Source organism: Pseudobacter ginsenosidimutans (assembly GCF_007970185.1).
GTDB classification, from domain to species: Bacteria; Bacteroidota; Bacteroidia; order Chitinophagales; family Chitinophagaceae; genus Pseudobacter; species Pseudobacter ginsenosidimutans.
Genome location: NZ_CP042431.1, coordinates 2,535,217 through 2,558,120 on the forward strand (window position 1 = coordinate 2,535,217; position 22,904 = coordinate 2,558,120).

At 45.8% G+C, this 22,904-nt stretch carries 19 protein-coding genes; 7 read left to right on the plus strand and 12 right to left on the minus strand.

Features of this window, described 5'->3' with window-relative positions:
* Positions 1-20: 20 nt before the first annotated feature.
* The 6 genes from FSB84_RS10395 to FSB84_RS10415 all read right to left on the minus strand — a co-directional run bounded on the left by FSB84_RS10395 (position 21) and on the right by FSB84_RS10415 (position 6,922).
* Positions 21-776, minus strand: coding sequence for a phosphatase PAP2 family protein (locus FSB84_RS10395; protein ID WP_130541623.1), 756 nt, complete (start codon positions 774-776; stop codon positions 21-23).
* A gap of 35 nt (positions 777-811) precedes the next feature.
* Positions 812-2,767, minus strand: a complete 1,956-nt coding sequence (locus tag FSB84_RS10400) for an LTA synthase family protein (protein WP_130541622.1) — start codon at positions 2,765-2,767, stop codon at positions 812-814.
* A gap of 3 nt (positions 2,768-2,770) precedes the next feature.
* The gene (locus tag FSB84_RS10405; RefSeq protein WP_225980042.1) at positions 2,771-4,786 is read right to left on the minus strand and encodes an outer membrane beta-barrel family protein; all 2,016 of its coding nucleotides are present in this window, start codon (positions 4,784-4,786) and stop codon (positions 2,771-2,773) included.
* A gap of 107 nt (positions 4,787-4,893) precedes the next feature.
* Positions 4,894-5,169, minus strand: a complete 276-nt coding sequence (locus FSB84_RS31005; protein ID WP_225980043.1) for a carboxypeptidase-like regulatory domain-containing protein — start codon at positions 5,167-5,169, stop codon at positions 4,894-4,896.
* 38 nt (positions 5,170-5,207) lie between these two features.
* Positions 5,208-6,251 (minus strand): sensor histidine kinase, encoded by a 1,044-nt coding sequence (locus tag FSB84_RS10410; RefSeq protein WP_130541620.1) that lies wholly within the window; start codon positions 6,249-6,251, stop codon positions 5,208-5,210.
* Positions 6,248-6,922, minus strand: coding sequence for a response regulator transcription factor (locus FSB84_RS10415; protein ID WP_130541619.1), 675 nt, complete (start codon positions 6,920-6,922; stop codon positions 6,248-6,250). Before FSB84_RS10415 ends, FSB84_RS10410 begins: the two co-directional genes overlap by 4 nt.
* 218 nt (positions 6,923-7,140) lie before the next feature.
* Between FSB84_RS10415 and FSB84_RS10420 the strand changes: the two genes are divergently transcribed.
* The 7 genes from FSB84_RS10420 to FSB84_RS10450 all read left to right on the plus strand — a co-directional run bounded on the left by FSB84_RS10420 (position 7,141) and on the right by FSB84_RS10450 (position 18,370).
* Complete coding sequence (locus FSB84_RS10420) at positions 7,141-7,752, plus strand: RNA polymerase sigma factor (RefSeq protein ID WP_158643834.1); 612 nt, start codon at positions 7,141-7,143, stop codon at positions 7,750-7,752.
* A gap of 68 nt (positions 7,753-7,820) precedes the next feature.
* A complete protein-coding gene (locus tag FSB84_RS10425; protein WP_130541617.1) occupies positions 7,821-8,954 on the plus strand; it encodes a FecR family protein in 1,134 nt (377 codons plus the stop codon).
* Positions 8,955-9,090: 136 nt separating this feature from the next.
* Entirely contained in the window at positions 9,091-12,537 is a 3,447-nt protein-coding gene (locus FSB84_RS10430; protein ID WP_130541616.1) for a SusC/RagA family TonB-linked outer membrane protein, read from the plus strand.
* A gap of 18 nt (positions 12,538-12,555) precedes the next feature.
* Positions 12,556-13,980: a RagB/SusD family nutrient uptake outer membrane protein gene (locus FSB84_RS10435; protein ID WP_130541615.1), complete on the plus strand. Its 1,425-nt coding sequence runs from the start codon at positions 12,556-12,558 to the stop codon at positions 13,978-13,980.
* Between the two features lie 17 nt (positions 13,981-13,997).
* Positions 13,998-14,741, plus strand: coding sequence for a DUF4843 domain-containing protein (locus FSB84_RS10440; RefSeq protein WP_130541614.1), 744 nt, complete (start codon positions 13,998-14,000; stop codon positions 14,739-14,741).
* 12 nt (positions 14,742-14,753) lie between these two features.
* Entirely contained in the window at positions 14,754-16,217 is a 1,464-nt protein-coding gene (locus tag FSB84_RS10445) for a PKD-like family lipoprotein (RefSeq protein WP_130541613.1), read from the plus strand.
* Positions 16,218-16,219: 2 nt separating this feature from the next.
* Complete coding sequence (locus FSB84_RS10450; protein WP_130541612.1) at positions 16,220-18,370, plus strand: redoxin domain-containing protein; 2,151 nt, start codon at positions 16,220-16,222, stop codon at positions 18,368-18,370.
* Positions 18,371-18,458: 88 nt separating this feature from the next.
* On the opposite strand, the gene FSB84_RS10455 is transcribed toward FSB84_RS10450, so the two are convergent.
* The 6 genes from FSB84_RS10455 to FSB84_RS10480 all read right to left on the minus strand — a co-directional run bounded on the left by FSB84_RS10455 (position 18,459) and on the right by FSB84_RS10480 (position 22,879).
* Positions 18,459-18,872, minus strand: coding sequence for an arsenate reductase ArsC (locus FSB84_RS10455; protein WP_130541611.1), 414 nt, complete (start codon positions 18,870-18,872; stop codon positions 18,459-18,461).
* A 14-nt stretch (positions 18,873-18,886) separates the two neighbouring features.
* Complete coding sequence (arsB, locus tag FSB84_RS10460) at positions 18,887-19,966, minus strand: ACR3 family arsenite efflux transporter (RefSeq protein WP_130541610.1); 1,080 nt, start codon at positions 19,964-19,966, stop codon at positions 18,887-18,889.
* 18 nt (positions 19,967-19,984) lie between these two features.
* The gene (locus FSB84_RS10465; RefSeq protein ID WP_130541609.1) at positions 19,985-20,842 is read right to left on the minus strand and encodes an arsenite methyltransferase; all 858 of its coding nucleotides are present in this window, start codon (positions 20,840-20,842) and stop codon (positions 19,985-19,987) included.
* Positions 20,843-20,900: 58 nt separating this feature from the next.
* Entirely contained in the window at positions 20,901-21,230 is a 330-nt protein-coding gene (locus FSB84_RS10470) for an ArsR/SmtB family transcription factor (RefSeq protein ID WP_130541608.1), read from the minus strand.
* A gap of 89 nt (positions 21,231-21,319) precedes the next feature.
* On the minus strand, positions 21,320-22,078 hold the full coding sequence (locus FSB84_RS10475; RefSeq protein ID WP_130541607.1) for a hypothetical protein: 759 nt from the start codon (positions 22,076-22,078) through the stop codon (positions 21,320-21,322).
* Between the two features lie 9 nt (positions 22,079-22,087).
* Positions 22,088-22,879 carry a hypothetical protein gene (locus tag FSB84_RS10480; protein ID WP_130541606.1) on the minus strand — a complete coding sequence of 264 codons (792 nt, stop codon included), beginning with the start codon at positions 22,877-22,879 and terminating at the stop codon, positions 22,088-22,090.
* Positions 22,880-22,904 lie beyond the last annotated feature (25 nt).

Here is a 22,904-nt window from a genome sequence, read left to right on the forward strand (position 1 = left end):
AAGTAGTTCATTTTTTGTTTTTAGAACTGATACACTAAACTTACACCAACAGCTCCGCCGGAATAAAAAGGAACCGCCACTACCGGTTTGTTTTTTTTCTTTTCGAAAATCCTTTTAACAGATGGGTACAGGTAGTAGGCCAGATCTGTGGATAGAATGCCTACGCCAGCTCCGGCAACCACATCGCTCAGCCAATGTTTGTTGTTGTACATACGGAGATACCCGGTAGTAGCCGCAACGGCATAACCTGCAACACCATACCAAACCGATACATCTTTATATTCCCTTCGCAGGAACTCTGCAGCGGCAAAGGCATTGGCTGTATGACCAGAAGGAAATGAATAACTGTTGGAGCCATCAGGGCGCCATTCCTTGCTGATGCTTTTGCCGGTAAAAACTATGGAAGACATGATTGCGGTACTCAGTCCATAAATTATCGTACGGTCGCGGAAATTATGCGCACCCTTAATGCCCATCGCATTAAGGCCATACACTGCAACAGCAGGAGCCCATTGCAGGTAATTGTCTATGGATAATTGTTTGTGTGAGCGCTCAGTCCAGAGCTCTTCCTTCATGTTTGAATTGACTTCCTTTAATTCCTCGTTTTTGATGGAGACGATACCGTAAGTGATCATGGTTGCGGGAATCAGGATCTGATATTTTGGAAAAGGCTTTTTGACAGCAAGACTATCCTGCCTCATTGTTCCGGGAGATTGGGCTCTGCAAACCTGCACTGACAGGGACAGTACTAACAGAATGGGAAAAGGGAGTTTCATGAGTGTATGATTGATATTTTGAACAGAACCTGATCTCAGTATTTGAGCCCGCCATGTTTGTAGAGGTAGTAAGCCGACTGGTAAAATGAGATCGCCTCATGCACTGCATTGCCATTGAATTTGGTGGGCAATTGCTCATTATTTGCGAACAGGTATTTATAGGTTTCCACTTTTTGTTGTGGTGAAAGGATAACCAGGCTGTCTTGTTTCAGATAAACCAGTTTTTGGTAAGTACCCAGGAAAGCTCTGGGCTGATACTTTTCTTCCAATACATTCATGCCATATAGATTGGAAACATAATTCCAGTTCAGGATACCAAAAAGAGTAGGGAACAGATCGATCTGGGAGCAAAGCTTTGTAATGGAGCCTGATGGATTGCCGGGAAGGTTGCAAATGATAGCGGGTATATGATATTTGGAAACATCGATCTCATTCTTTCCGGCGCTGCTGGCGCAATGGTCTGCAATAAAAATGATCACGGTGTTCCTGAACCAGGGTTGCTTCGATGCTGTTGCAAGGAATTTGCCGATAGCATAATCTGTGTATCTGACAGCTCCTTCACGTCCTGATCCTGAAGGAATATTGATCCTGCCTTCGGGATAAGTAAAAGGGCGATGATTGGAAGTGGTCATTACAAAATCAAAGAAGGGTTTTCCTGCAAGATGTTTTTGGTTAGCATCCCGGATCACAACATCATATACATCTTCATCACAGATACCCCAGGCGTTCCGGAACTCTATGGTTGAATCAGGGATCTGGTGGCGGATGGCTTTGAAGTGGTCTCCCATCATCAGTTTGCGGCCCTTGTCGGTAATGTCATATCCATTGCTGCCAAAGAACTGGTTCATATTATCGAAGTAGCCATCACCCCCATAGAAGAAGGCCGTTGCATATTGTTTGGAGCGGAATATGGCGCCAACAGAGAAAAGGTTGTCGTTATCAGGCCGGCGGACGATACTGCTTCCAGGGGTTGGTGGGATAGCCAGTGTTAACGCTTCCATACCCCTTACTGTGCGTGTGCCCGTTGCATACATATTTTCGAATACGATGTTCTGTTTAGCCAGAGAGTCCAGTACAGGTGTGAGGTGCTGCTGATTGCCAAAATGGTCCATAAAGTCAGCACTGAGACTTTCGATAGTAACGAGGATCACATTGGGGCGCATTTCTTTGCCGGAATCAATAATTTTTCTGCGTATGCTAAGCTGATCACTGAGAAACTGACTCCTGGAATCCTGCAGGCATTTTCTTGTGATGCTAAAGGCAGTATCATCATTGATCCTCCGGTAAAACTGATCGTAATTGAGCTCGTTGTTCCTGAAGGCAGAGAAGAATGAATATATTCCTGATTTTGCCAATTCATTCTGATAACGGTTACGGCCGGTATCTGCCAGCTGATTACTGATAAGAAAAGCATACAGTATGCACAAACCCAATAACATGCCCCATACAGCAATCCTTATTCGAAAAGGGGAATGACTGTTGAATGAAATGCGAAAGATCCCTTGCTTCGTGAATAGCCAGGTGATCAGCAATGCAGCCAGAACCATGCAGGAAATAAGAACAGGCAACGGATAGGATTCATTGATATTTTGCACCACTTCATAGGTGTAGACCAGATAGTCAACAGCAATGAAATTGAAACGGCTTTCAAATTCCAGCCAGAACGTAAGCTCTGCAAAGAAGGAGAACATCAGTATCAGTGTTCCCAGGAAGAATCCCGCGTAGGTGATCACTTTATTGATGATGCTGTTACTGAATTTCGGAGGGAATAGCAGTAAATAGGTTGCATAAGGGAATAGAAAAAATACAGCCACTCCTATATCGAACATTAATCCAACACCGAAAATTCGGACCAGGGCAGGGAATGTTGGTGCTGCATTGCTGATGGAAACCAATAACAATATTACGCGCATCAGGAGCGATAATGAAAGATACATGGCTGCAAAACCTGTCAGCAGGCTGTACTGGTTGATTCGGGATCTGTGTTTCATAGTTTAGAATTTGTAAGCATATCCCAGGCGGAAGACCTGTGTTTCATAATAGTCTGTGCTGGTGTACCTGAATCCATTGCCTTTTATTTCTCTTTTCAATTGCAGTGTATTGGCTATGTCCGTTGCGTTGAGGAAGAGCTCTCCTTTCCCTTGCTGGATTTGTTTTTTTACACCTGCGTCAATGGAAAACCGTTCGAATGTTTTGCCTTGTGGCACGAGGTCCGGAGCCTGGTAGATAGCTGTCAACTGTGCTTCTGCCTGATAAGGCAGGTGGAAATTTATATTGAGCTTGATGTTCCCGGAAAATATGTCCTCTCTTGCAGCATCGTAAATACTTTCAACCGGATATTTGTTGACGATGCTGAAGGCATCGATAATATTCTTATAGCCATTGAGGTTGAGATTGATGGTAGCCCATTTAGCGGCTTCCTGTGAGATCATGAATTCCAGCCCATATGAATAACTGTTTCCTGCATTCTGGAACACATTGTAGATGATGGTGCTACCCGGTACAACAGTGCCGATGCGTGTGATGGTGGCGTTTGTGTGCTTATAATAGGCAGCTGCAAAGAAATTACCGGATTGCCAGGATGTTTTGTATCCCAGTTCGAAATTGCTGGTGAATTGCGGACGCAGGGCAGGGTTGCCTACCTTGATGATCTCTGCATCATCGTATTTCGGAAATATCCGGATATCCACTTCATTGGGCCGGTCTACACGGCGGTTATAGCTAAGGGATATTTTATTGTTTTCATCGATCTTATAACCCAGGCGAAGATTGACAAAGGGCTGCAGATAATGGTACCTGTCACTTTTATAAACAGGATGGTCCGGGTTCACATCGTATTCCACATGTACATATTCTGCGCGCATACCTGCTTCCAGTTCATACCGATTACTCTCCAGAACATAATTGGCATAGATGGCAGGGATGGTCTCGCTGTAGTCTGCCCTTCCGCCGGCTTTTGTATCAAGTGGAGAATTGAGGCCGGGTTTGAATTGCATATTCACCGGGATAAAGCGTCTTCTGAACTTCAGTCCTGTTTCAAAACGTCCGTATTTCAAGGGATGTATATAGTCGAGGTTGAGATCGGCAACATGTTCATCGGAAAGCAGGGCAAAGGAATCGAGGCCGGTAAAGGAAGGCATTATATTTGTAAAGAAATATTTTTCATCTTCCCGGTGAAAAGTGTAGTTGAAATTGATATTCAGCAAACGGCCTGGCTGAGCGAATTTATGCTGCCAGATTGCGGTGGCCGTGGCAGTTGTTTTTACTTCATCCTCGAGGAACTGCCAGAGACGCTGTTGTTCCTTAAGACTTGCATTGAAGAAGGGCTCATCGCCACGGTCGATTATACTTTCACTGCTGAATAAACCGGAAACAGTGAATGTGTTTGATGCGTCTTTGAACCAGTCCACTCCTGTTCGAACAGTTACGATATTGGTGGTGCGGTTTCTTTTGGTTTGTTGGCGAATGGTATCTCCATTATCATAAAAACGATCGGCAAACTCGTTCTTATTGAGAGTTTTGGTGTACATATTATCAGCCTGCAGGAAAATATTCGTTTTGTTCTTCCTGTAATTGAGTGAGAGGGAGGGATTGATCTTTGGTGTTGCCTGGTATTGGGGGCGGATACCGGGATAGTTTTCTTTTTTGATCCATAAGGCTCCTGCTCCTGCGCTAATTCCAAGTTTACCGTTAAAGCCTTCTTTCTTTTCTTTTTTGAAGATGATATTGATGATGCCGGCATTCCCGTTGGCATCGTACCTGGCAGAAGGGTTATTGATGATCTCGATCTTCTCGATGGCGGAAGCCGGAATGTTCTCCAGGCTTGCTTGCCCTCCAAATCCTGTGAGGGCAGTTTGTTTTCCATCGATCAATACCATTACCTTGTCGCTTCCCCTTAATTGCAATTTGCCGTCCTGGGAAGTGATGCCGGGCAGGTTCCTCATGGCATCCAGTACAGAACCGCCGGCCTGACTGATATTGCCGGCCAGGCTGAATGTTTTCTTATCCATTGCGGCTGATACGGCAGATCGTTTAGCTGTTACCGTTACTTCATTCAATGCAGCTGCTACAGGATTGAGCGTAAGGATGCCAAGGTCCAGGAAATTACTGAGCCTTCCTATGAGAACAGCCTGTTCTGTAGTTTGGAATCCGGTGTAGGAGCATCGCAGGATGTACTTGCCGGGCGTAATATCCCGATGGAGAACATTCCTTTTTCATTGGTGATGGTTCCTGCCACTAAACTGCTGTCTTTTACTGCCAGCAGGGTAACATTCACAAAAGGAAGCGCTGATTGTGTGGCATCCCGCACAGTTCCGGATAAGGTTGTTTTGGATGATTGTGCTTTGGAACTGAGCTGCCATAAAACACTTAGGAGTAACAGGGAATATTTCATGGTCGCAGATTACGACCAGATTTGAAAGGAATTTTAAATCAGAATTGTATGGAGAAAATATGATTGTTGTTTTGAAATTGATAATCAATCTTCCAGCGATAACGGTCGGCTATTTGTTTAACAATTGCTAAACCTAATCCTGTGCCCGGAGCATGCGATCCGGTAGTGGCGAATCGCATGAACAGACGGCCGGCATCGAGCGGACTGGTGCCGGCATTGGTAAGCTGAAGCAGGTGTTTGTTGAGGGAAATAGAAATAGAGCTCCCTTCGGGACTATGCCGGATGATATTGTTGATCAGGTTTTGTACCAGTATTTCCACCAGGATCCGGTTCCCCTGCACTTCGATATTCTCCTGGACAGAGGTGGTAAGCCGGAGGTTTTTCTCTTCCAGGAAATTTTCCAGCATTTGTAAGATGTCTGTAACCAGGGCAGAGAGTTTTATTGTTTCCAGATCTGCGTATTGGTTGTTCTCGATCTTGGTGAGTAATAAAAGGTTCTTGTTGATCCTGCTTACCCTTGATAGGGCATTGAGGGCTTCTTCTATCTGTTCGAACTGATCATCATTAAGGGGCTGGCTTTGCAGTAATACTTCCAGCTTCGATTGGGCAATGGCGATAGGTGTTTGTAATTCGTGGGAGGCATTATCTGCAAACTCCTTCTGTCTGTGATAAGTAGCCATGTTGGCTGATAACAGTTTGTCGAGTGCTTCATTCAATCTGGAAAATTCTGCAATATCTGTAGGGGTGAATTCTACTGGTTGTTGCCTGTTCAGGTCGAATTGTCTTATGCGTTCCAGGGTATTGTAGAATGGTTGCCAGAGTTGACGGGAGATCCTCCGGTTGATGAGGATGAAGCCTCCGAGGAGGAGTGCAAAGAAGATAACGGTGAGAATGGTTACGGCGCCAATGATGAGGAGGCTGTCTTCGCGGCGGGCTTCCGGCGTAAGTATGATCTGATGCTCATCCAATTCATATTGCCATAGCCTGCTGAGAGCAAGATAATAGATCGGTATTCCGGCTATCAGGATGAGCCCGGAATACAGCAGGAATCTTTTGAGGGATCGGTTGAGAAGATTATTCATATATCCCATTTATATCCGGTTCCGTATAATGTTTTCAGGTAATTGGCACTGCCGGCATCGCTGAGTTTTTTCTTCAGGTTCCTGATATGGACATAAATAACATGATGATTGTCGAACAGATCAGCCATATCACCGGTCAGGTGTTCGGCAAGCGCATTCCTGGAAATCACGCGATTCTTATTACTGATGAAATAAAGAAGGAGATCGAATTCTTTTTTAGTGAGCGGCACTTCTTTATTATTGACCATTACTTTCCGGGCCAGGAGATCTACACTGATCTCGTTTTGTTCAATGATATTGGAGTGACCGAAATTTTTCCGCCGGATCACAGAATGGATACGAGCTGCCAGTTCGGGTAGATGAAAAGGTTTGGCGAGATAGTCGTCTGCGCCGATCTGGAGCCCTGTTATTTTATCGTCCAGTGAATCTTTTGCAGAGATGATGATCACGCCATCCTGTTTGTTTTCTTCTTTGAGATGCCTGAGAATTTTCATGCCATCGCCGCCTGGCAGCATCAGATCAAGTAAGATGCAATCATAAGAGTACAGATCTGTTTTTTCCAGGGCTTCTGCATAGTTATATGCCACTTCACAGAGATATTGTTCAGTGGTCAGGTATTGTTTGATGCTTTTGGCCAGCTCCGGTTCATCCTCTACAATGAGAATTTTCATGCTGCAAGGTATTTCTGCATTTTGAAGAAATTCTAAATTTATGGCAGGGATAAGGTAAGAACTTTTGGAGAATTTGAAGGTAATAATGCACTGAGCTTTTGCCGGATGTTCCAAAAAGATTTTGGATGCCCTTTTCGTTTATGATACTTTTGATTTCAAGTACCATTCCTGCCTTTCCTCCATTAATTAACCCCTTAATCAATTCCCGTCAAAATAATTTGCCTGCCGGTCAAACACATAATGAAAAGGAACTCCTGCAACTGTCGGCCGGCGGCGATGAGTCTGCCTTTGCACAGCTCTTCCTGCAGAACAGACACAAATTGTTCAGTTTTCTGATGCGGCTTACACAATCACCCGAGGCTACGGAAGATGTAATTCAGGACATTTTCATGAAGCTTTGGCGGAACCGGTCTTCCCTAACGGAGATCGAAAGTTTCAGCAGTTACCTATTCAGGATGGCGCAGAACCAGTGCATCACGCATTTCAAGAGAATGGCCAAAGAGACGCTGATATTATCGCGGATGGCAAGCGGCGCCAGTCCCTCCCGATCCACCACTGATGAGCATCTGGCGCTTAAAGAAGTGCAGGAGCAGCTACAACAGGCAGTTTCCAAACTCACTCCCCAGCAAAAACTCGTATTCACCCTGAGCCGTGAAAAAGGATTGAAGTACGAGGAGATCGCTGCCGAATTGAATATCTCCGCCTCAACGGTAAAGAACCATATGATCGATGCGCTCCGCATCATCCGCCAGCATTTTCATTCTTCTTCCAATGCTTTGCTAATCGGCGGATTATATATACTGCTGGATACCCTTCAAAAAATAAAATAAAAAAATCCTGTTTTTGACCAGGCCTGTTTTGTTTCCCGGTAGTCGTCTGTACAGGAAACCCAACTAACATGCCTACAGAAAGGATACAATACCTGGTTCAGCGGTTCTTCAACAATAGCTGTACTCCTGAAGAAAAGGAGGAACTGGCCGCCTGGATCATTATGCCGGGCAACAACGAACCCCTGAAAGAATTGCTACGCAATGCCTGGGAAGATCATACGCCCCACACGGAAATGCCGGAGGATATGTCGCAAAGACTATTGACGGCAATGTTCAGAGAAGCAAAAAGGCCTGCGCGGATCCGGTATATACGGTGGGCAGCTGCAGCTGCAGTAGTTTTCATTGCACTTGCCGCCGGTTGGTGGTTAATGCAAAAGGAGAAAACTGTACCGCAGATAGTTGAAAACAAAATCATCGGGCCCGGGTCAAATGGCGCTGTCCTCACACTGTCTGATGGTCGTACGCTGGTGCTCGACAGTATCAGGAACGGCGTTATCGCCACGCAGGGAAACACTTCTGTTTCCATCAACAACGGCCAACTGGTATATGATGCTGCAACCGGAGAGGGTACTGCAAGCTATAATACCATGACAACACCCAAAGGCAGACAGTTTCAGCTGGTGCTGCCCGATGGCACTAACGTATGGTTGAATGCAGCCTCCTCAATCACTTATCCCACCTCGTTTTCAGGGAATGAAAGAAAAGTGTCCGTTACTGGCGAAGCTTATTTTGAAGTGGCGAAGAATGCAACGCAGCCTTTCAAAGTGAGTATTCAAAATAGTAACACCATTGAAGTTCTCGGAACTCATTTCAATGTGAATGCCTATAATGATGATGGCCTTACCAGAACTACACTCCTGGAAGGAAAGATCAAAGTAGGGCAGGTGATACTTCTACCAGGTGAGCAGGTTGTTGCTGAAGGCAATGCAACGGTAAGCATCGATCGCTCTGTGCAAACGGCGCAGGTGGTGGCATGGAAAAATGGACTATTCCATTTCAGTAAAACCAGTCTGCAGCTGGTAATGAAACAACTGGAAAGATGGTACAATGTAGATGTTCAATATACTGGCACGCCACCGGTGCTCGAGATCAATGGTAAGATGGACCGGGGGCTCAGTCTGCAGGATATTCTTTTCTGGCTATGGAAGAATGATGTGCGAACAGAGATGAGGGGTAAGACAATTATCGTACAGGGGCAATAAAAACTCCATCACAAGCCTGCCATAAAAAACAAATGCCGGAAGTGTTGGTACCACTGCCGGCGGATGTTTGGCAATTATAAACAAGGTCTCGACAAAGACTACTTATTCATTTTGATCACCAAAACGCTACGAAAGTATGCAAAAAACTGCTATTGGCAGTGGCCTTGCCCGTGGGGGCGGCCACACCATCACCAAAACCTGCTTGCCGGGAAGGCAGGCGCTGTTAGTAATGAAACTAATGGTTGTGTTATTGACTGCGGCCTTTGTGAATGTGAGCGCCGAAGGCCTTTCGCAAAAAGTAAGTTATTCAGGAAAGAGTGCAGATATCAAATCTGTTTTCCTGGAAGTGGAAAAGCAAACCGGTTATCTCTTCGTTTACAACGAACCGGTATTGCAAAGTGTGAAGCCCGTTTCTATCCGGGCCAGCAATCTTCCATTACAACAGTTCCTCAGCTTGTTGTTCAATGATCAACCCCTGGATTACATCATCAAGAGCAAGACCATTCTCCTGTTCCGCAAAACTGTTGAGGTTACCAGGGAAGAGCCTGTAAGGCTTATCATTGGCGCGCTACCTCCGCCTGTAACGGGTTTGGTCACCGATGAAAATGGTAAACCCATGCAGGGTGCCACCGTAACGGTGAAGAACACCAAACTGGCTGTTGTAACCGGCCCCGACGGCCGCTTTTCCATAACTGCCAAAACAGGCGATGTGCTGGTGGTTTCTTTCGTGAACTATGAATCGCAGGAAGTGAAAGTGACGGACAAGCCACTTCGGGTTTCCCTGAAGCCATTGGTAGTAAAACTGGAAGATGCTGTTGTGAATGGTATCTACAAAAGACCTGTGGAGAATTATACCGGTGCTGCACAATCCTACACCGTTGAGGAATTGAGAAAAGTGAACAACACGAATGTGCTTGCTGCCATCCGCTCACTGGATGCATCCATTCAAATGCCTTCCAATATCAATACGGGTTCCGATCCCAACCAGCTACCGCAGATCCAGGTGCGCGGTTCCAACAGTATCGCCAACACAGACCTGACCAGTCAGTATGGCTATATCAGCAACCCGCCACTCCTGATCCTTGATGGTTTTGAAGTACCACTGCAACGGATATACGATCTGGACATGAACCGTGTTGCCCGTGTAACCATCCTCAAAGATGCAGCCGCCACTTCTATCTATGGCTCAAAAGCTGCCAATGGGGTACTGGTGATTGAAACCCTGCAACCGAAAAAAGGCAAATTGCAATTCGGTTATAACAATAATCTTTCACTGAACGCTCCTGATCTTACCAGTTATCATTTGCTGAATGCAGAACGGAAGCTTCAACTGGAACTGGCTGCCGGTATTTACAATATCAATCCTTCAATGAAACTTGAAGAGAAGGAAGAACGGGAGCGTTTGTATAACCAGCGTCTGGCAGAAGCCAGGAGAGGCGTCAACACATACTGGTTATCGAAACCCCTGCAAACATCTTTCGGGCAGCGTCATAGCATTTTTCTCGGAGGGGGCGATGATTACATGCGATATGGTGTAGACCTCGCCTACAACAATGCACCCGGCGTGATGAAAGGATCGAAGCGTGAGAATATTTCCGGTGGTGTGAACCTGATGTACCACAAGAACAACCTGCAATTCACCAACTACCTTTCAGTTACCCATAACAATTCAGTCAATTCTCCTTATGGAAACTTCTCCCAGTATGCAAAAATGAATCCTTACTGGCGCCCGGCAGACAGCGTTTCAGGAAAAGTGAACAAAATTTTACAGGGGCCGGATGATCCGGCGAATTGGTACTTCATCGCCTACAATCCACTCTATAACTCCACTTTGAAAACGCATAATTATACGAAGTACCTGAATGTTACCAATAACTTCCAGGCCGACTGGAATATTTTACCCGCTTTAAAATTCAGCACCCGCTTCAGCATGTACACGCAGAAGAATGAAGGTGTGGTATTCTTGCCAGCCGATGCCGTGGAATTTGTAAGAACGCCGGACAGTTTAATTTCCACACGCGGTTACTTCCAGCAAATGAACGGCAACAACACCAGCTACCAGGGGGATGTGTTCCTGAACTATGGAAAGAACTTCGGCAAGCATACTGTATTTGCAACAGGCGGTTATCATATTCAGCAAGACAGGACTTATACCAGCACAATTACAGTGCAGGGCTTTCCCAATTCAGAAATGGATGATCTGCTCTTTGGTTTGCAATACCCTGCGAATGATAAGCCGACGGGATCAGAAGCCATCTTACGTCTGGTTAGTTATTACGGGAACCTCAGCTATGCCTATGATTATCGTTACCTGCTGGATGTATCTTTCCGTCGCGATGGCTCTTCCCTTTTCGGTTCCAATCAACACTTCGCACCTTTCTGGTCGGTGGGAATCGGATGGAACCTCCATAAAGAAAAATTCATTCAACTGCCTGAACTGATCAACCGTTTCAAACTGCGCGCATCTTACGGATCTACCGGTTCGCAAAACTTTCCTTCTTTCGCTTCAGCGCAAACTTATTCCTATCTCACTTCCACGAGATACCTTGATCATATCGGCGCAACCATGCTTAGTCTCGGCAATCCTGATTTGCGCTGGCAGCAAACCAATAAGCTGAACGCAGGCGCAGACCTCGAGTTTTTCAAAGGGCGTATCCAGGCAACCGTCAACTACTATCAGGAAAGAACAGAGGATCTTTTCACTTCCATCAATACCACACCTTCTTCCGGCTTCAACAGTTATTTCGCTAACCTGGGCGTTGTACAGAATAAAGGCATCGAGCTTTACCTCACAGCTTTTGTGATAAAGAATGAAAGAAGAAATCTGTACTGGAGTTTTTATGGCAACCTGCTTCATAACAAGAACAAACTGCTGAAGATCTCCGATGCCCTGAAAGCACAAAACGATAAGGCGCTGGGCGAACAAACAAAGCCCACCAATCCCATCACGGCGCCGGTGTTGCAATACCAGGAAGGCCAAAGCGTGAGCACCATCTATGCAGTCCGCTCACTGGGCATCGATCCCAGTACCGGCAATGAGATCTTCCTTACACGTGATGGGCAGCAAACCTACCTGTGGAACCCGCTAGATGAAGTGCCCGTGGGCGATAACCAACCCAAATTGAATGGCAACCTCGGCACCAATTTTATGTATAAGGGTATAAGCATCAACGTTAGTATGCGCACAGAATTGGGGGGACAGGTTTACAACCGTACCCTGGCAGACCGGGTAGAGAATGCCGATCCCATTTACAATGTTGATGAACGCGTACTCACAGACCGCTGGCAGAAACCCGGTGACCAGGCACGTTTCAAAGGTATTGCCACTATCGGCGGCAGCCCCCGCACCGATGTTACCAAAGCAAGCTCCCGCTTCATACAGGACAACAATGCGCTGTACTGCGATGCCATCACGCTCGGTTACCTGTTCCCGAAAAAACTGACCAGCAAATGGCATATGAGCCGCTTCCAGTGCTATTTCTATATCAATAACCCGTTTGTGATTTCTTCAGTTAGGCAGGAGAGAGGATTGGATTATCCTTTCGCCAGGAACTATGCCTTGTCGCTGCAACTCGGTTTCTAATATGTAAAAAAGATTTGTATGAGACTTTTACTGATTTTCATTTCGCTGCTCACTATAGCCTCCGGCTGCAATAAATGGCTGGACGCAAAACCAAAGACCCTGATCGAATCAGAGCAATTGTTCAAATCTGAAAAAGGATTTGAAGATGCCATGTACGGTGTGTATACAACCATGTCGCGGTCTTCATTGTATGGAGAACAACTCACGATGAGCTTCCTGGATGTGCTGGCCCAGCAATACAACTGCCAGTCAAAACCCAGTCATATTTTTTACCAGGTTGCCAATTACAATTACCTCGATGGTGGCGTGAAAACAAGGATCGACAGTATCTGGAGCCTGATGTATTTTTCCATCACCAACCTGAACAATGTGCTGCTCAACATCGAAGGAAAGAAAAGTATGTTCCAGCCGCAGAACTATGACCTGATCAAAGGGGAGGCCATCGGCCTGCGCGCCTTCCTGCATTTCGACCTGCTGCGTTTGTTCGGCGCTCCCTGTCTGACAGGTGCAGCAAAACCTGCCATCCCCTATATTAAAACTGTATCCGGCGGCGTTACACCCTTATCTACCGTGAGTGCTGCGCTCGACTCGGTGATCTCTGAACTCAAAACTGCTTCGGCATTGCTGAGTGGCTACAAGACCATCAACTATAATTATTACGAACCGGAAAACCAGTTGCAGAACGATTGGCTGAACCATCGCCAGAGCCATTTCAATTACTGGGCCGCAGAAGCAACACTGGCAAGGGCTTACCTCTATAAAGGAGATAAGCAACAGGCGCTGGTTCATGCGCAGAATGTAATCGATGCAGGCTTCTTCGATTTCCAGACCCCGAAGAGGATCTCCGATCTCAATGACCGGACCTTCATTCCCGAACATGTATTTGCGCTCAGTAAGTTCGATATACGACCACTGGAGAATAAGTATTTCAGGGTCACAGGAGGAGTGAATGTTGGCACAGACATACAGCTTACCAATTCCTATGGTAATGGTGGAGTTGTGGACCAGATCTATGAGATCAACGCCGGCGGTGTGAGCGATATCCGTTACGGACGCCTTTGGGAGCTGAGTGGCAGCGTATACTTCTGCTCCAAATGGTGGCAGGAATCTTCCAATCCCATTTTCAATAACTGGGTGCCGCTGGTCCGTCTTCCTGAAATGTATTATATCGCAGCCGAATGTTCCGATCCTGCAACGGCCACCACTTACCTCAACACTGTTCGTGAATACAGAGGTGTCCCCGATCTGCCAACAGGACTGGATGCTGCAGCTGTTCAACAGGAACTGTTGAAGGAATACCAGAAGGAATTCTATGCTGAAGGACAATTATTCTACTATTACAAAAGATTGAATAGTCCCGTAATCAGGTTCTCCGTTATTGCTCCATCTGAAAGGGCATACACATTGCCACTGCCTGATTCCGAACTACAGTATAGAAACTAATCATTCAATTGTCAATCATGAAACAAACGATCATCTATATAGTATTACTTGGATGGCTGACTGCCTGTAAGAAGGATGAGATCAGCGATTCATCCAATGCAGCGCCCGCCGTGTATTTTATTTATGATATGCTCCGCTCCTTCAATATCGACAGCGTCAGTTACACTTTTGTTGAAAAAAGCAGCACTGTTGAAACAGATACCATTTGGCTGAACGTACGCGCTTCGGGAAGTACAGCTGACAAGGACAGGAACATCAACCTGGTAGCAGACAATGAAGGCACTACTGCCATTAAAGACAAACATTATAAATTCCTGAACAATATCATGCCCAAAGGAGATTTCGATACCCGGCTGGGAGTGGTATTGCTGCGCGATGCTTCCCTGCTCAACAGTTCTGTTGTGCTGAGCCTGCGTCTGCAACCATCTGAAGATTTCCCGGTGCTGATGAAAGATACCATCATGGGAGATGGCCGATATTACGGCAGGAACAAGGTGAAGATCATTTTCACAGACAGATTATTGAAGCCGGACAACTGGGATTCTTACCTGATCACCTTCTTTGGCGCCTACAGTAACGTGAAGTTCAGGTTCATTACCGGTGTGCTGGGTGTATCATCTTTCTCTACGACCGGACCTAATCCGGTGAATTTCCCGAAAATGCAGTTCTATCAAAACACAGTGAGGAATGCTTTACTGGAATACACCACCGCTAATGGCCCGCTGATAGACGAAAACAACAATGTTGTAGTAATCCCCTAAAACATTTGATCTATGAAACGACTTCTTTATATACTCATCATGGCAACTGTACTGAACAGTTGCTACAAAGACAAAGGCAACTACAACTATAATGCGATCAATGATATTGTAGCAAGTTTCATTGCCGATACATTTCGCGTCAACAGGCTCGATACCCTGCACATCATACCTAAGCTATCCGGCCCCGATACCAACCGGCTAAAATTTGAATGGCGCGTGGTTGGTGTTGAAGATCCCGCCGAGCCATTGAGCAGCGGCAAGATCGTAACCATCTCCACTGACCGCAGTATCCGCGAACAGATCACCCTGCAGGCCGGCACTTATTATCATCCATTCGATTTTGTAGCGATCGATACGGTTACCGATGTGAAATATTTCAAACGATTGTATCTCCAGATCACTACTGAACTGCAATCCGGCTGGATGCTGCTGGAGCATACCGGCATCAATGCAGATCTGAGCTTTATTACACCCGGAGATAAAGTGATACGGAATGTATATTCAGCAGGCAATCCCGAAAAACCATTGCCGGCTACTGCCCGCGATGTGATCAGCGTAGCTACGGGAAGTCTCCTGGGAACATTGAACCTCGTGTACTTCGATGGCGGTGGTTATGTACTGGACAATACTTCTTTACAGGTGGCAGGAGATTATGAAGATATGTTCTATGCAAGGCCGCCGGTGGTGGATCCATACAATATGCACAAGCCAAGCCTTTTCCAGTATGGCCCTTTCACTTTCAATAATGGAAAAGTGTACGCGCTGAATGGAACTTTCACATCACTGCTTTTTGGAACAGCTTATACCCAGCCCGATAATAAAGGCTATTCAGTGGCACCTTTTGTGGCAGGTGGGCTGGGATATGGCGCCATCTTCTTCGATCAGGCCAATTACCGTTTCCTCTACGATGGCGGCGGCACTTCTACATCCCTCAAAGTATTCCCTGCTAATACCAACATGGCATTCGATCTGAACAATGTTCATAAGAAGATGCTGACGATGAAACCAGGCATGGGCTGGGATCTCTGGCCGGATAACTGGTATGCCATTTTCAAAAATGAGAATGATGATAATTGCTTCCTGTACACCATCAATGCAAACGGAAACATGACCACTACGCCCGTAGCAGCGGCCATGCAGCCTATGCTGAACAGTCCTGATATACATCGCAGCCCTGAATATCTTTTCCCCAACACAGTCAGGCAAATGTATTATGCGGCAGACAATAAGTTGTATCTCCATGATATGGCTGCCAACCAGAGCCGCGTGATCTACCAGTTTGAAGCAGGCGAGCATATCACTGCGATGAAATTAAAAGATAATACCATCACATTAGCCACTTATAATGGAAGCGCAGGCGGTGGCAGCGTATACTTCCTCCCGTTGGCCACTACCGGTGAGATCAGTGGCAACACTTACTCAAAAAAATTCAACGGATTCGAAAAAATTGTTCAACTGGCATTTAAAGTAGGATAACCATGAAAAAAATAACGTTCATCGCATTCGCTTTGCTACCCTTGATAAGCAATGCGCAGCAAGCTCTTTGTGTAGTAAATCTGGAAATCGATACTGTAAAAGCAAAGAAAGCTTACCTCGTTTATAAGATAGGAGAAAAATCTTTTGTGGATTCGCCCAGTATTCAAAATGGCAAAGCCAGCTTCCGAATGAATATTCCTTATCCCCTGAATGCCCAGCTCAGCCTGGATGCTAAAGGGTATGGATATTCGAACGGACAACGGCCAGACCTGCTGAGGTTCTACCTGGAGAAAGGAACGATCCATATCAAGGCAAAGGATTTTGTCAGGAATGCCGTGATCACTGGTTCCAAAATGAACAGGGAACTGATGGAATACAACCAGTTCATCTCAGGCCCCATCAACATGCTGGAAGATGCCAATTATGTTTGGATGACCGGAGGCGATCTGCATCGTGCAGACACCAATAAACAGAAAGAATTCAATGCTGCTATGCGCAAAGGTGTAACCTGGCTGAAAGACCTGCAGGAACAATGGATCAAAACCCATCCCGGCTATTATTGTAGTCTGGAAGCGTTGCAATCCGTGGCGGGATCAAACATAGATGTAGTCAGGGTGGAATCTTTGTACAAGATGCTTGCCGCGGGCACCCGGAATTCAGTGGAAGGAAAAGAATTGGGTATGCGGATAATCGCCGCCAGCCGCACTGGCATTGGTGCGGAAGCTCCTGATTTTACTCAGAATGATCCCAGTGATCAACCCGTTAAGCTCTCTGATTTCCGCGGTAAATATGTGCTGCTTGATTTCTGGGCAAGCTGGTGCGGCCCCTGCCGTGCAGAAAACCCCAACTATGTAAGGGCCTATAACCAATATAAGGATAAGAACTTCACCATACTGGGAGTTTCTCTCGATGCGCCGGGTAAAAAGGATGCATGGCTGACTGCTATCAAAAAAGATGGACTGGAATGGCCGCAGGTATCTGATCTCAAATACTGGAATAATGAAGTGGCAATGATGTATGATGTAAAAGCAGTGCCTTCCAATTTCCTGATCGATCCCAATGGAAAGATCATCGCTAAGAACTTACGTGGTGAGGATTTGCAGAAGAAGCTGTCAGAATTATTGGGCAGGGCTGCTGCCCCATTTACCATCAAAGGTTTTCTGGCGGGAGAAAAGGAATCCAAAAAGATCTACCTGCGATCTGGACAGCATTCAGATTCAACTGTGATGAAGGATGGTCGTTTTGAATTCAAGGGATTTGTTGGTGAACCACGCCGGGCTATGATCTGGTCTGACAGGAACAATAGCATCGACTTCTACCTTGAGCCAGCCAGTATTCAATTGACCAGTATGAATTCACTCTCCGGCGCCATTGTGTACGGAGGCCCTACTGAGCTGGAACACCAACTGTACACGAAATCGATGGAGTCCCTGGATAATAAGCGTGATCAGCTGATGCGGAGGAAATATAACAACCGGGAAAATGAAGATTCTGTTCTGTCGATCACCAAGGAGATTGCAGCTTTGAACAGAGAGAGTAACAGTAAGCAGGTGGAATTTGTTTCCCGTTTTCCTGAATCCCATTTCAGTTATGAACTTATGGAAGCGAATTCATTCATCATCAACCCTGATGTGCTGGAGCCTATGCTGAATGCATTGAGCCCTGCATTCACAAGCTCCGATGCTGTGGCGGATATCAGGAGAAGACTGGCTATTGCAAAGAATACCTGGATCGGAAAACCAGCGCTGGATTTTAAACAGGCTGATCCAAATGGTAAACAGGTTTCATTGGAGTCTTTCCGCGGTAAATATGTGATGATCGATTTCTGGGCGAGCTGGTGCGGCTGGTGCAGATTAGAGCATCCGATGCTGATCAAAGCATTTAACAAGTATAAGGATAAAGGCTTCACCTTATTGAGCGTTTCCCTGGATGATGAGAAAGGAAAAGAGAAATGGCTCGAAGCTATAAAGAAAGATGGACTGCCCTGGCAGCAGGTATGTGATCTGAAAGGCAGGGATAATGAAGTGGCGAAACTATACGGTATCAAAGGCATTCCGCAAAGTGTTTTGGTTGGCCCTGATGGTGTGATCCTGGCAAAGAATTTAAGGGGAGATGATCTGCTGGTGAAATTGAACGAGTTGTTTGGCGAGTAAGAACTTGTTTAAAATAATAGACAGTTCCGGAATAATTATGCATTTAGAAATAGATCCAGAAAGGCCCGCGTTGCAGCGGGCCTTTCTATTAAAGATGATTTACAACAAAGTCCCTGCAATATTCTTTGATCAGCTCCCGTACCCGCGCAAACTCCTTCATTATTTCTTCTTCCGTTCCTGTTGCCTTTGCCGGATCAGGAAAATTATGATGAAACTTCTGAGCATTGCCCGGGAAGAACGGACACCTTTCTTTAGCATTATCACAAACGGTGATCACATAATCGAAGTTGATGCCTGCATACTCGGTGACATTGTTGGAGGTATGATCTGAAATATCGATACCGTCTTCTGCCATCACTGCAGTGGCCCTGGGATTTACGCCATGTGTTTCCACGCCGGCGCTGTAGATGGCTGCCTTATTCCCTGCAAAATGTTTCAGGTATCCTTCGGCTATCTGACTGCGACAGCTATTTCCTGTGCAGAGCACCAAAACTTTTTTCATGAGTGATTGAATTGTTATGTTGTAATTGTGTTTTTATTGGCATACCATCTTTTGCGGAACCAGAACGCAACATTCACCAGCGCTATCAGTGCCGGTACTTCCACCAGTGGTCCGATCACACCAACAAAGGCCTGTCCGCTGTTGATCCCGAAAACTCCGATCGCTACTGCGATCGCCAGTTCAAAATTGTTGCCTGCCGCAGTGAAAGAGATGGCAGCATTTTGCGAGTAATCGGCTCCCATATATTTTCCTGCAAAGAAGCTGACGATGAACATGATGATGAAATAGACCAGGAGCGGAACCGCGATCCTTAATACATCCCCGGGGATCTGTACAATCAGTTGTCCTTTCAGACTGAACATGACAATGATGGTGAAAAGAAGAGCGATCAGCGTAATGGGAGAGATGGCAGGAAGAAACTTGTTTTGGTACCAGGCTTCTCCTTTCAGTCTTACCAAAAAATATCTCGACAAAAAACCGGCAACAAACGGAATGCCCAGGTAAATCACAACGCTTTCAGCGATCTGGCCCATGCTTACCTGCAACACTGTTCCTTTCAAACCAAATAAAGGCGGAAGAACGGTCAGGAACAAGTATGCATAAACACTGTACAGGAGAACCTGGAAAATACTGTTGAGTGCAACGAGGCCGGCAGCATATTCCCTGTTACCTTCAGCGAGCTCATTCCAAACGATCACCATCGCAATACAACGCGCCAGCCCGATCATGATCAGGCCGGTCATGTATTCAGGATAACCTTTCAGGAAAAGGATGGCCAGCAGGAACATCAACACAGGCCCGATGATCCAGTTCAGGACCAGCGAAGCGGTCAGTACCCGGGTATTCCTGAATACTTCCCTCATATTCCCGTATTTCACTTTTGCCAGTGGCGGATACATCATAAGGACCAATCCAACTGCCAAAGGAATATTGGTTGTACCGGCGGAAAACGATTGAATAAGATCCGTTGAGCCCGGGAAAAAGTAGCCCAGCACTATACCTGCTGCCATTGCCAGGAATATCCAGAGGGTCAGATATCTGTCGGTGAACGAAAGTCGTTTCCTGTCTGCAGGATTGCAGTTGTTTGATAACATAGTTGATAGAATATTGGATTAGCAGCAACCACTGCCTGGTTCGCAGCAGCCTCTTTCGTCCTTTGCTGGTTTTTTTGCAAATACTGTGATACTGACGATCTTGTTCTGGCTGGCTTTGAAAGCAGCAATATCATCTTCAGTGAGATATTGTTTCAGGATATCATCAGGAAGCAGTATCTCTTTTTCTTTTTGGATAATGATATCAGAGAACCCGGCTTCTTTTATAATGCCCATGTACTCTTCCTGCTGAATAGCGCCGCTTACACAGCCGGCGTACAGCTCTGCCACTTGTTTCCAGGATGGTGCCAGTTCTCCTTTCAATACAATATCTGAAATGGAAAAATGGCCATTGGGTTTGAGTGCGCGATATACTTCGCTGAATACTTTATGTTTGTTCGGTACCAGATTCAACACACAGTTGCTGACAATAACATCGGCCATATTGGAGGTAACCGGCAAATCCTCTATATCACCCTGCCTGAACTCTACATTGTGAAATTGCAGCTTCTCTGCATTTTCCCTTGCTTTCGCAATCATTGCCGGCGTGAAGTCTACGCCAATCACTTTTCCGGAAGGACCAACTATTTTCCGGGCGATGAAACAATCATTTCCTGCGCCGCTTCCCAGGTCTATTACCGTATCGCCTTCCTTCATGTGTGCATATTCGGTAGGCAGGCCGCAGCCCAGACCCAGGTCCGCATCTGCATTGTAGCCTTCCAGTTGGGTATAGTCTTCCGACATGATATTGTAAACCTCATCGCCACAACAGGAGCTGGTAGCGCCGCAACAGCTTGAGCTGTTCTGCGATTTCGATTGTCCGGCAATCTCTGCATATTTCTGTTTTACCAGGTCTTTCAATTGTTCAGGAGTTTGCATCTCTGAATATTTTAATCGTTTTATTGCAATATTGCGATATATAAAAGCAAAAAAAAGGTCAGCAACAACCTTTCTTGTTATCATATGCTACAAAGAAAGTATCGAATGCGGCCCTGTACTGGTTCCAGACTTTTGGATCGATACAATAGCAAACGCTGGTGCCTTCGATGGTTCCCTGGATCAGTCCCGCATTTTTAAGCTCTTTCAAATGTTGTGAGATGGTTGCCTGCGCCAGTCCCAATTCTTCCACCAGGTCTCCGCAGATGCAGGCCTGCGCCTTCACCAGGTACTGGATGATGGCGATCCGGGCCGGGTGAGCAAGGGCTTTCATCATGGAAGCCAGCTTGTTCTGCTTTTCTGTGAATATTTCTGATTTTGTAAGTCCCATATATGATCGCAATATTACGATTAATATTTTATCCGCAAAATAAAAAAAGGGGAACCTGTCCCCTTTTTGATAATTATGCGATGGTATATCTACTTCTGCGGTTGGAACAACCTTACCACTCTCAGATCTACAGTTCCAGGGGTTACGAAGTAAGAACATACCCGCCCTTTTTGTCCTTGCTGAGGCAGGAACATAGCGTCTTCAGAGCTCTGGCTCATATATTCATTGTCGTTGAAGGCCCATGCATCTGTAGTACCTGCTTTGGTGAAATTCAAAGTATAGTTCGTATTTGGATTCTCAAAACCGGCCTGGGTAAGATAGTCTGAATATACCCAGGTAGACGGCTGCACGTTCTGCGCTAAATATACCATTTGCCCTTCAGTGTTTTTCATGATAATGTCGATAGGATCGCTGCTCTGCGGATAATGGATATAGAAACCTATTTTGTTGGTAGCGGGATCGGCGGCCGGGGCCTGCAATTCCAACTGGTTTCCATCGATGAGCACAAATTGAAAGAATCGCTCCATATCGGGATTGTTCAACTTCAGTTGTTGCGTGTATAGTTCTTTCCCTGATGTAAGATCTTTTATTTTCAGCGCTACTTCATTTGTTGAGGAAGGGTAGGTGAAGACCTTTCCGAAATTCAGTTCCTGGTTGGGCGCTACCTGGAAGTTGCGATAGACCAATGTGTCTACCGAGATCTGCAGTTCAGCATTGCCGATATTAAAACCTTTGATCTCGATACTTACGGCCTTTGTTACATCTGTTTCTTTGTTGCAGGCGGTAAGCCCGGTCAGCAAAAGAACAAACAGTTCCCATTTTTTTATGACTGATACTATCTGTTTCATGTGTTGATATTATTGTTCAAATCTGGTAAAGAATCTCATGGCATTTCCGACAGGTTGCTCTGAGAAAATATATAGTTTGGAAGATGCGTTGGAGGACGCCGGCTTTGGAGCGGTTGAGTTCAGTGCATTCCAGGTGTATTCTGTACCATCGATATAGGGTATATTGGTACCGGTCTTGTATATGCGCACAGAGAATAGAGCGGAAGTCATCACGCCATTATACTCCTGCCTGGCAACGGAGAATGTTGGGATTGTGGCAGGTTCGCTGAATTCATAAGGCTTGAGATTGTTGAGCCTTGCCTTCTCCTCAAATACCTGGGGGGTAACATAATACTTTCCGAAAACAATATCTACGGGTTCACTGTATTGAGTCACCGAAGGGATGAACATATAGATGATCCTGATCTTTTCTGCTTCTATTGCGGCTTTCTCCGGCATGTCGCCAATTCTGCCATCCAGGTAAAAGAAACTAAATATAGCTTGCCCGTCCTCTTTTTTCAGTTCCTTTTCCAGTACCGATTTACCTGTATTTTCTTCGGTAACGCTCAGTTTTACCGTTTTCTGGTTTCCGTAAAATGAAAAGGAAGTGCTGCTGTTGAAGGAAGTATTGGCGGATAACATTAGCGGAGAAGTGAAAGTGTCCAGCTTAATGATCAGCCGCTCATTGCTGCCGTTGTAACCCTTGAAGGCAACAGGAAATAATTCTTCTTTGTAGAAGAAATTGTTTTCACCTTTATTGCAGGCTGCCAGCAATAGGATTGCTATCCACAAGCCGGTGATCTGGGTTGTATGTTTTTTCATTATTTTTTTGTTTATCAAATACCGT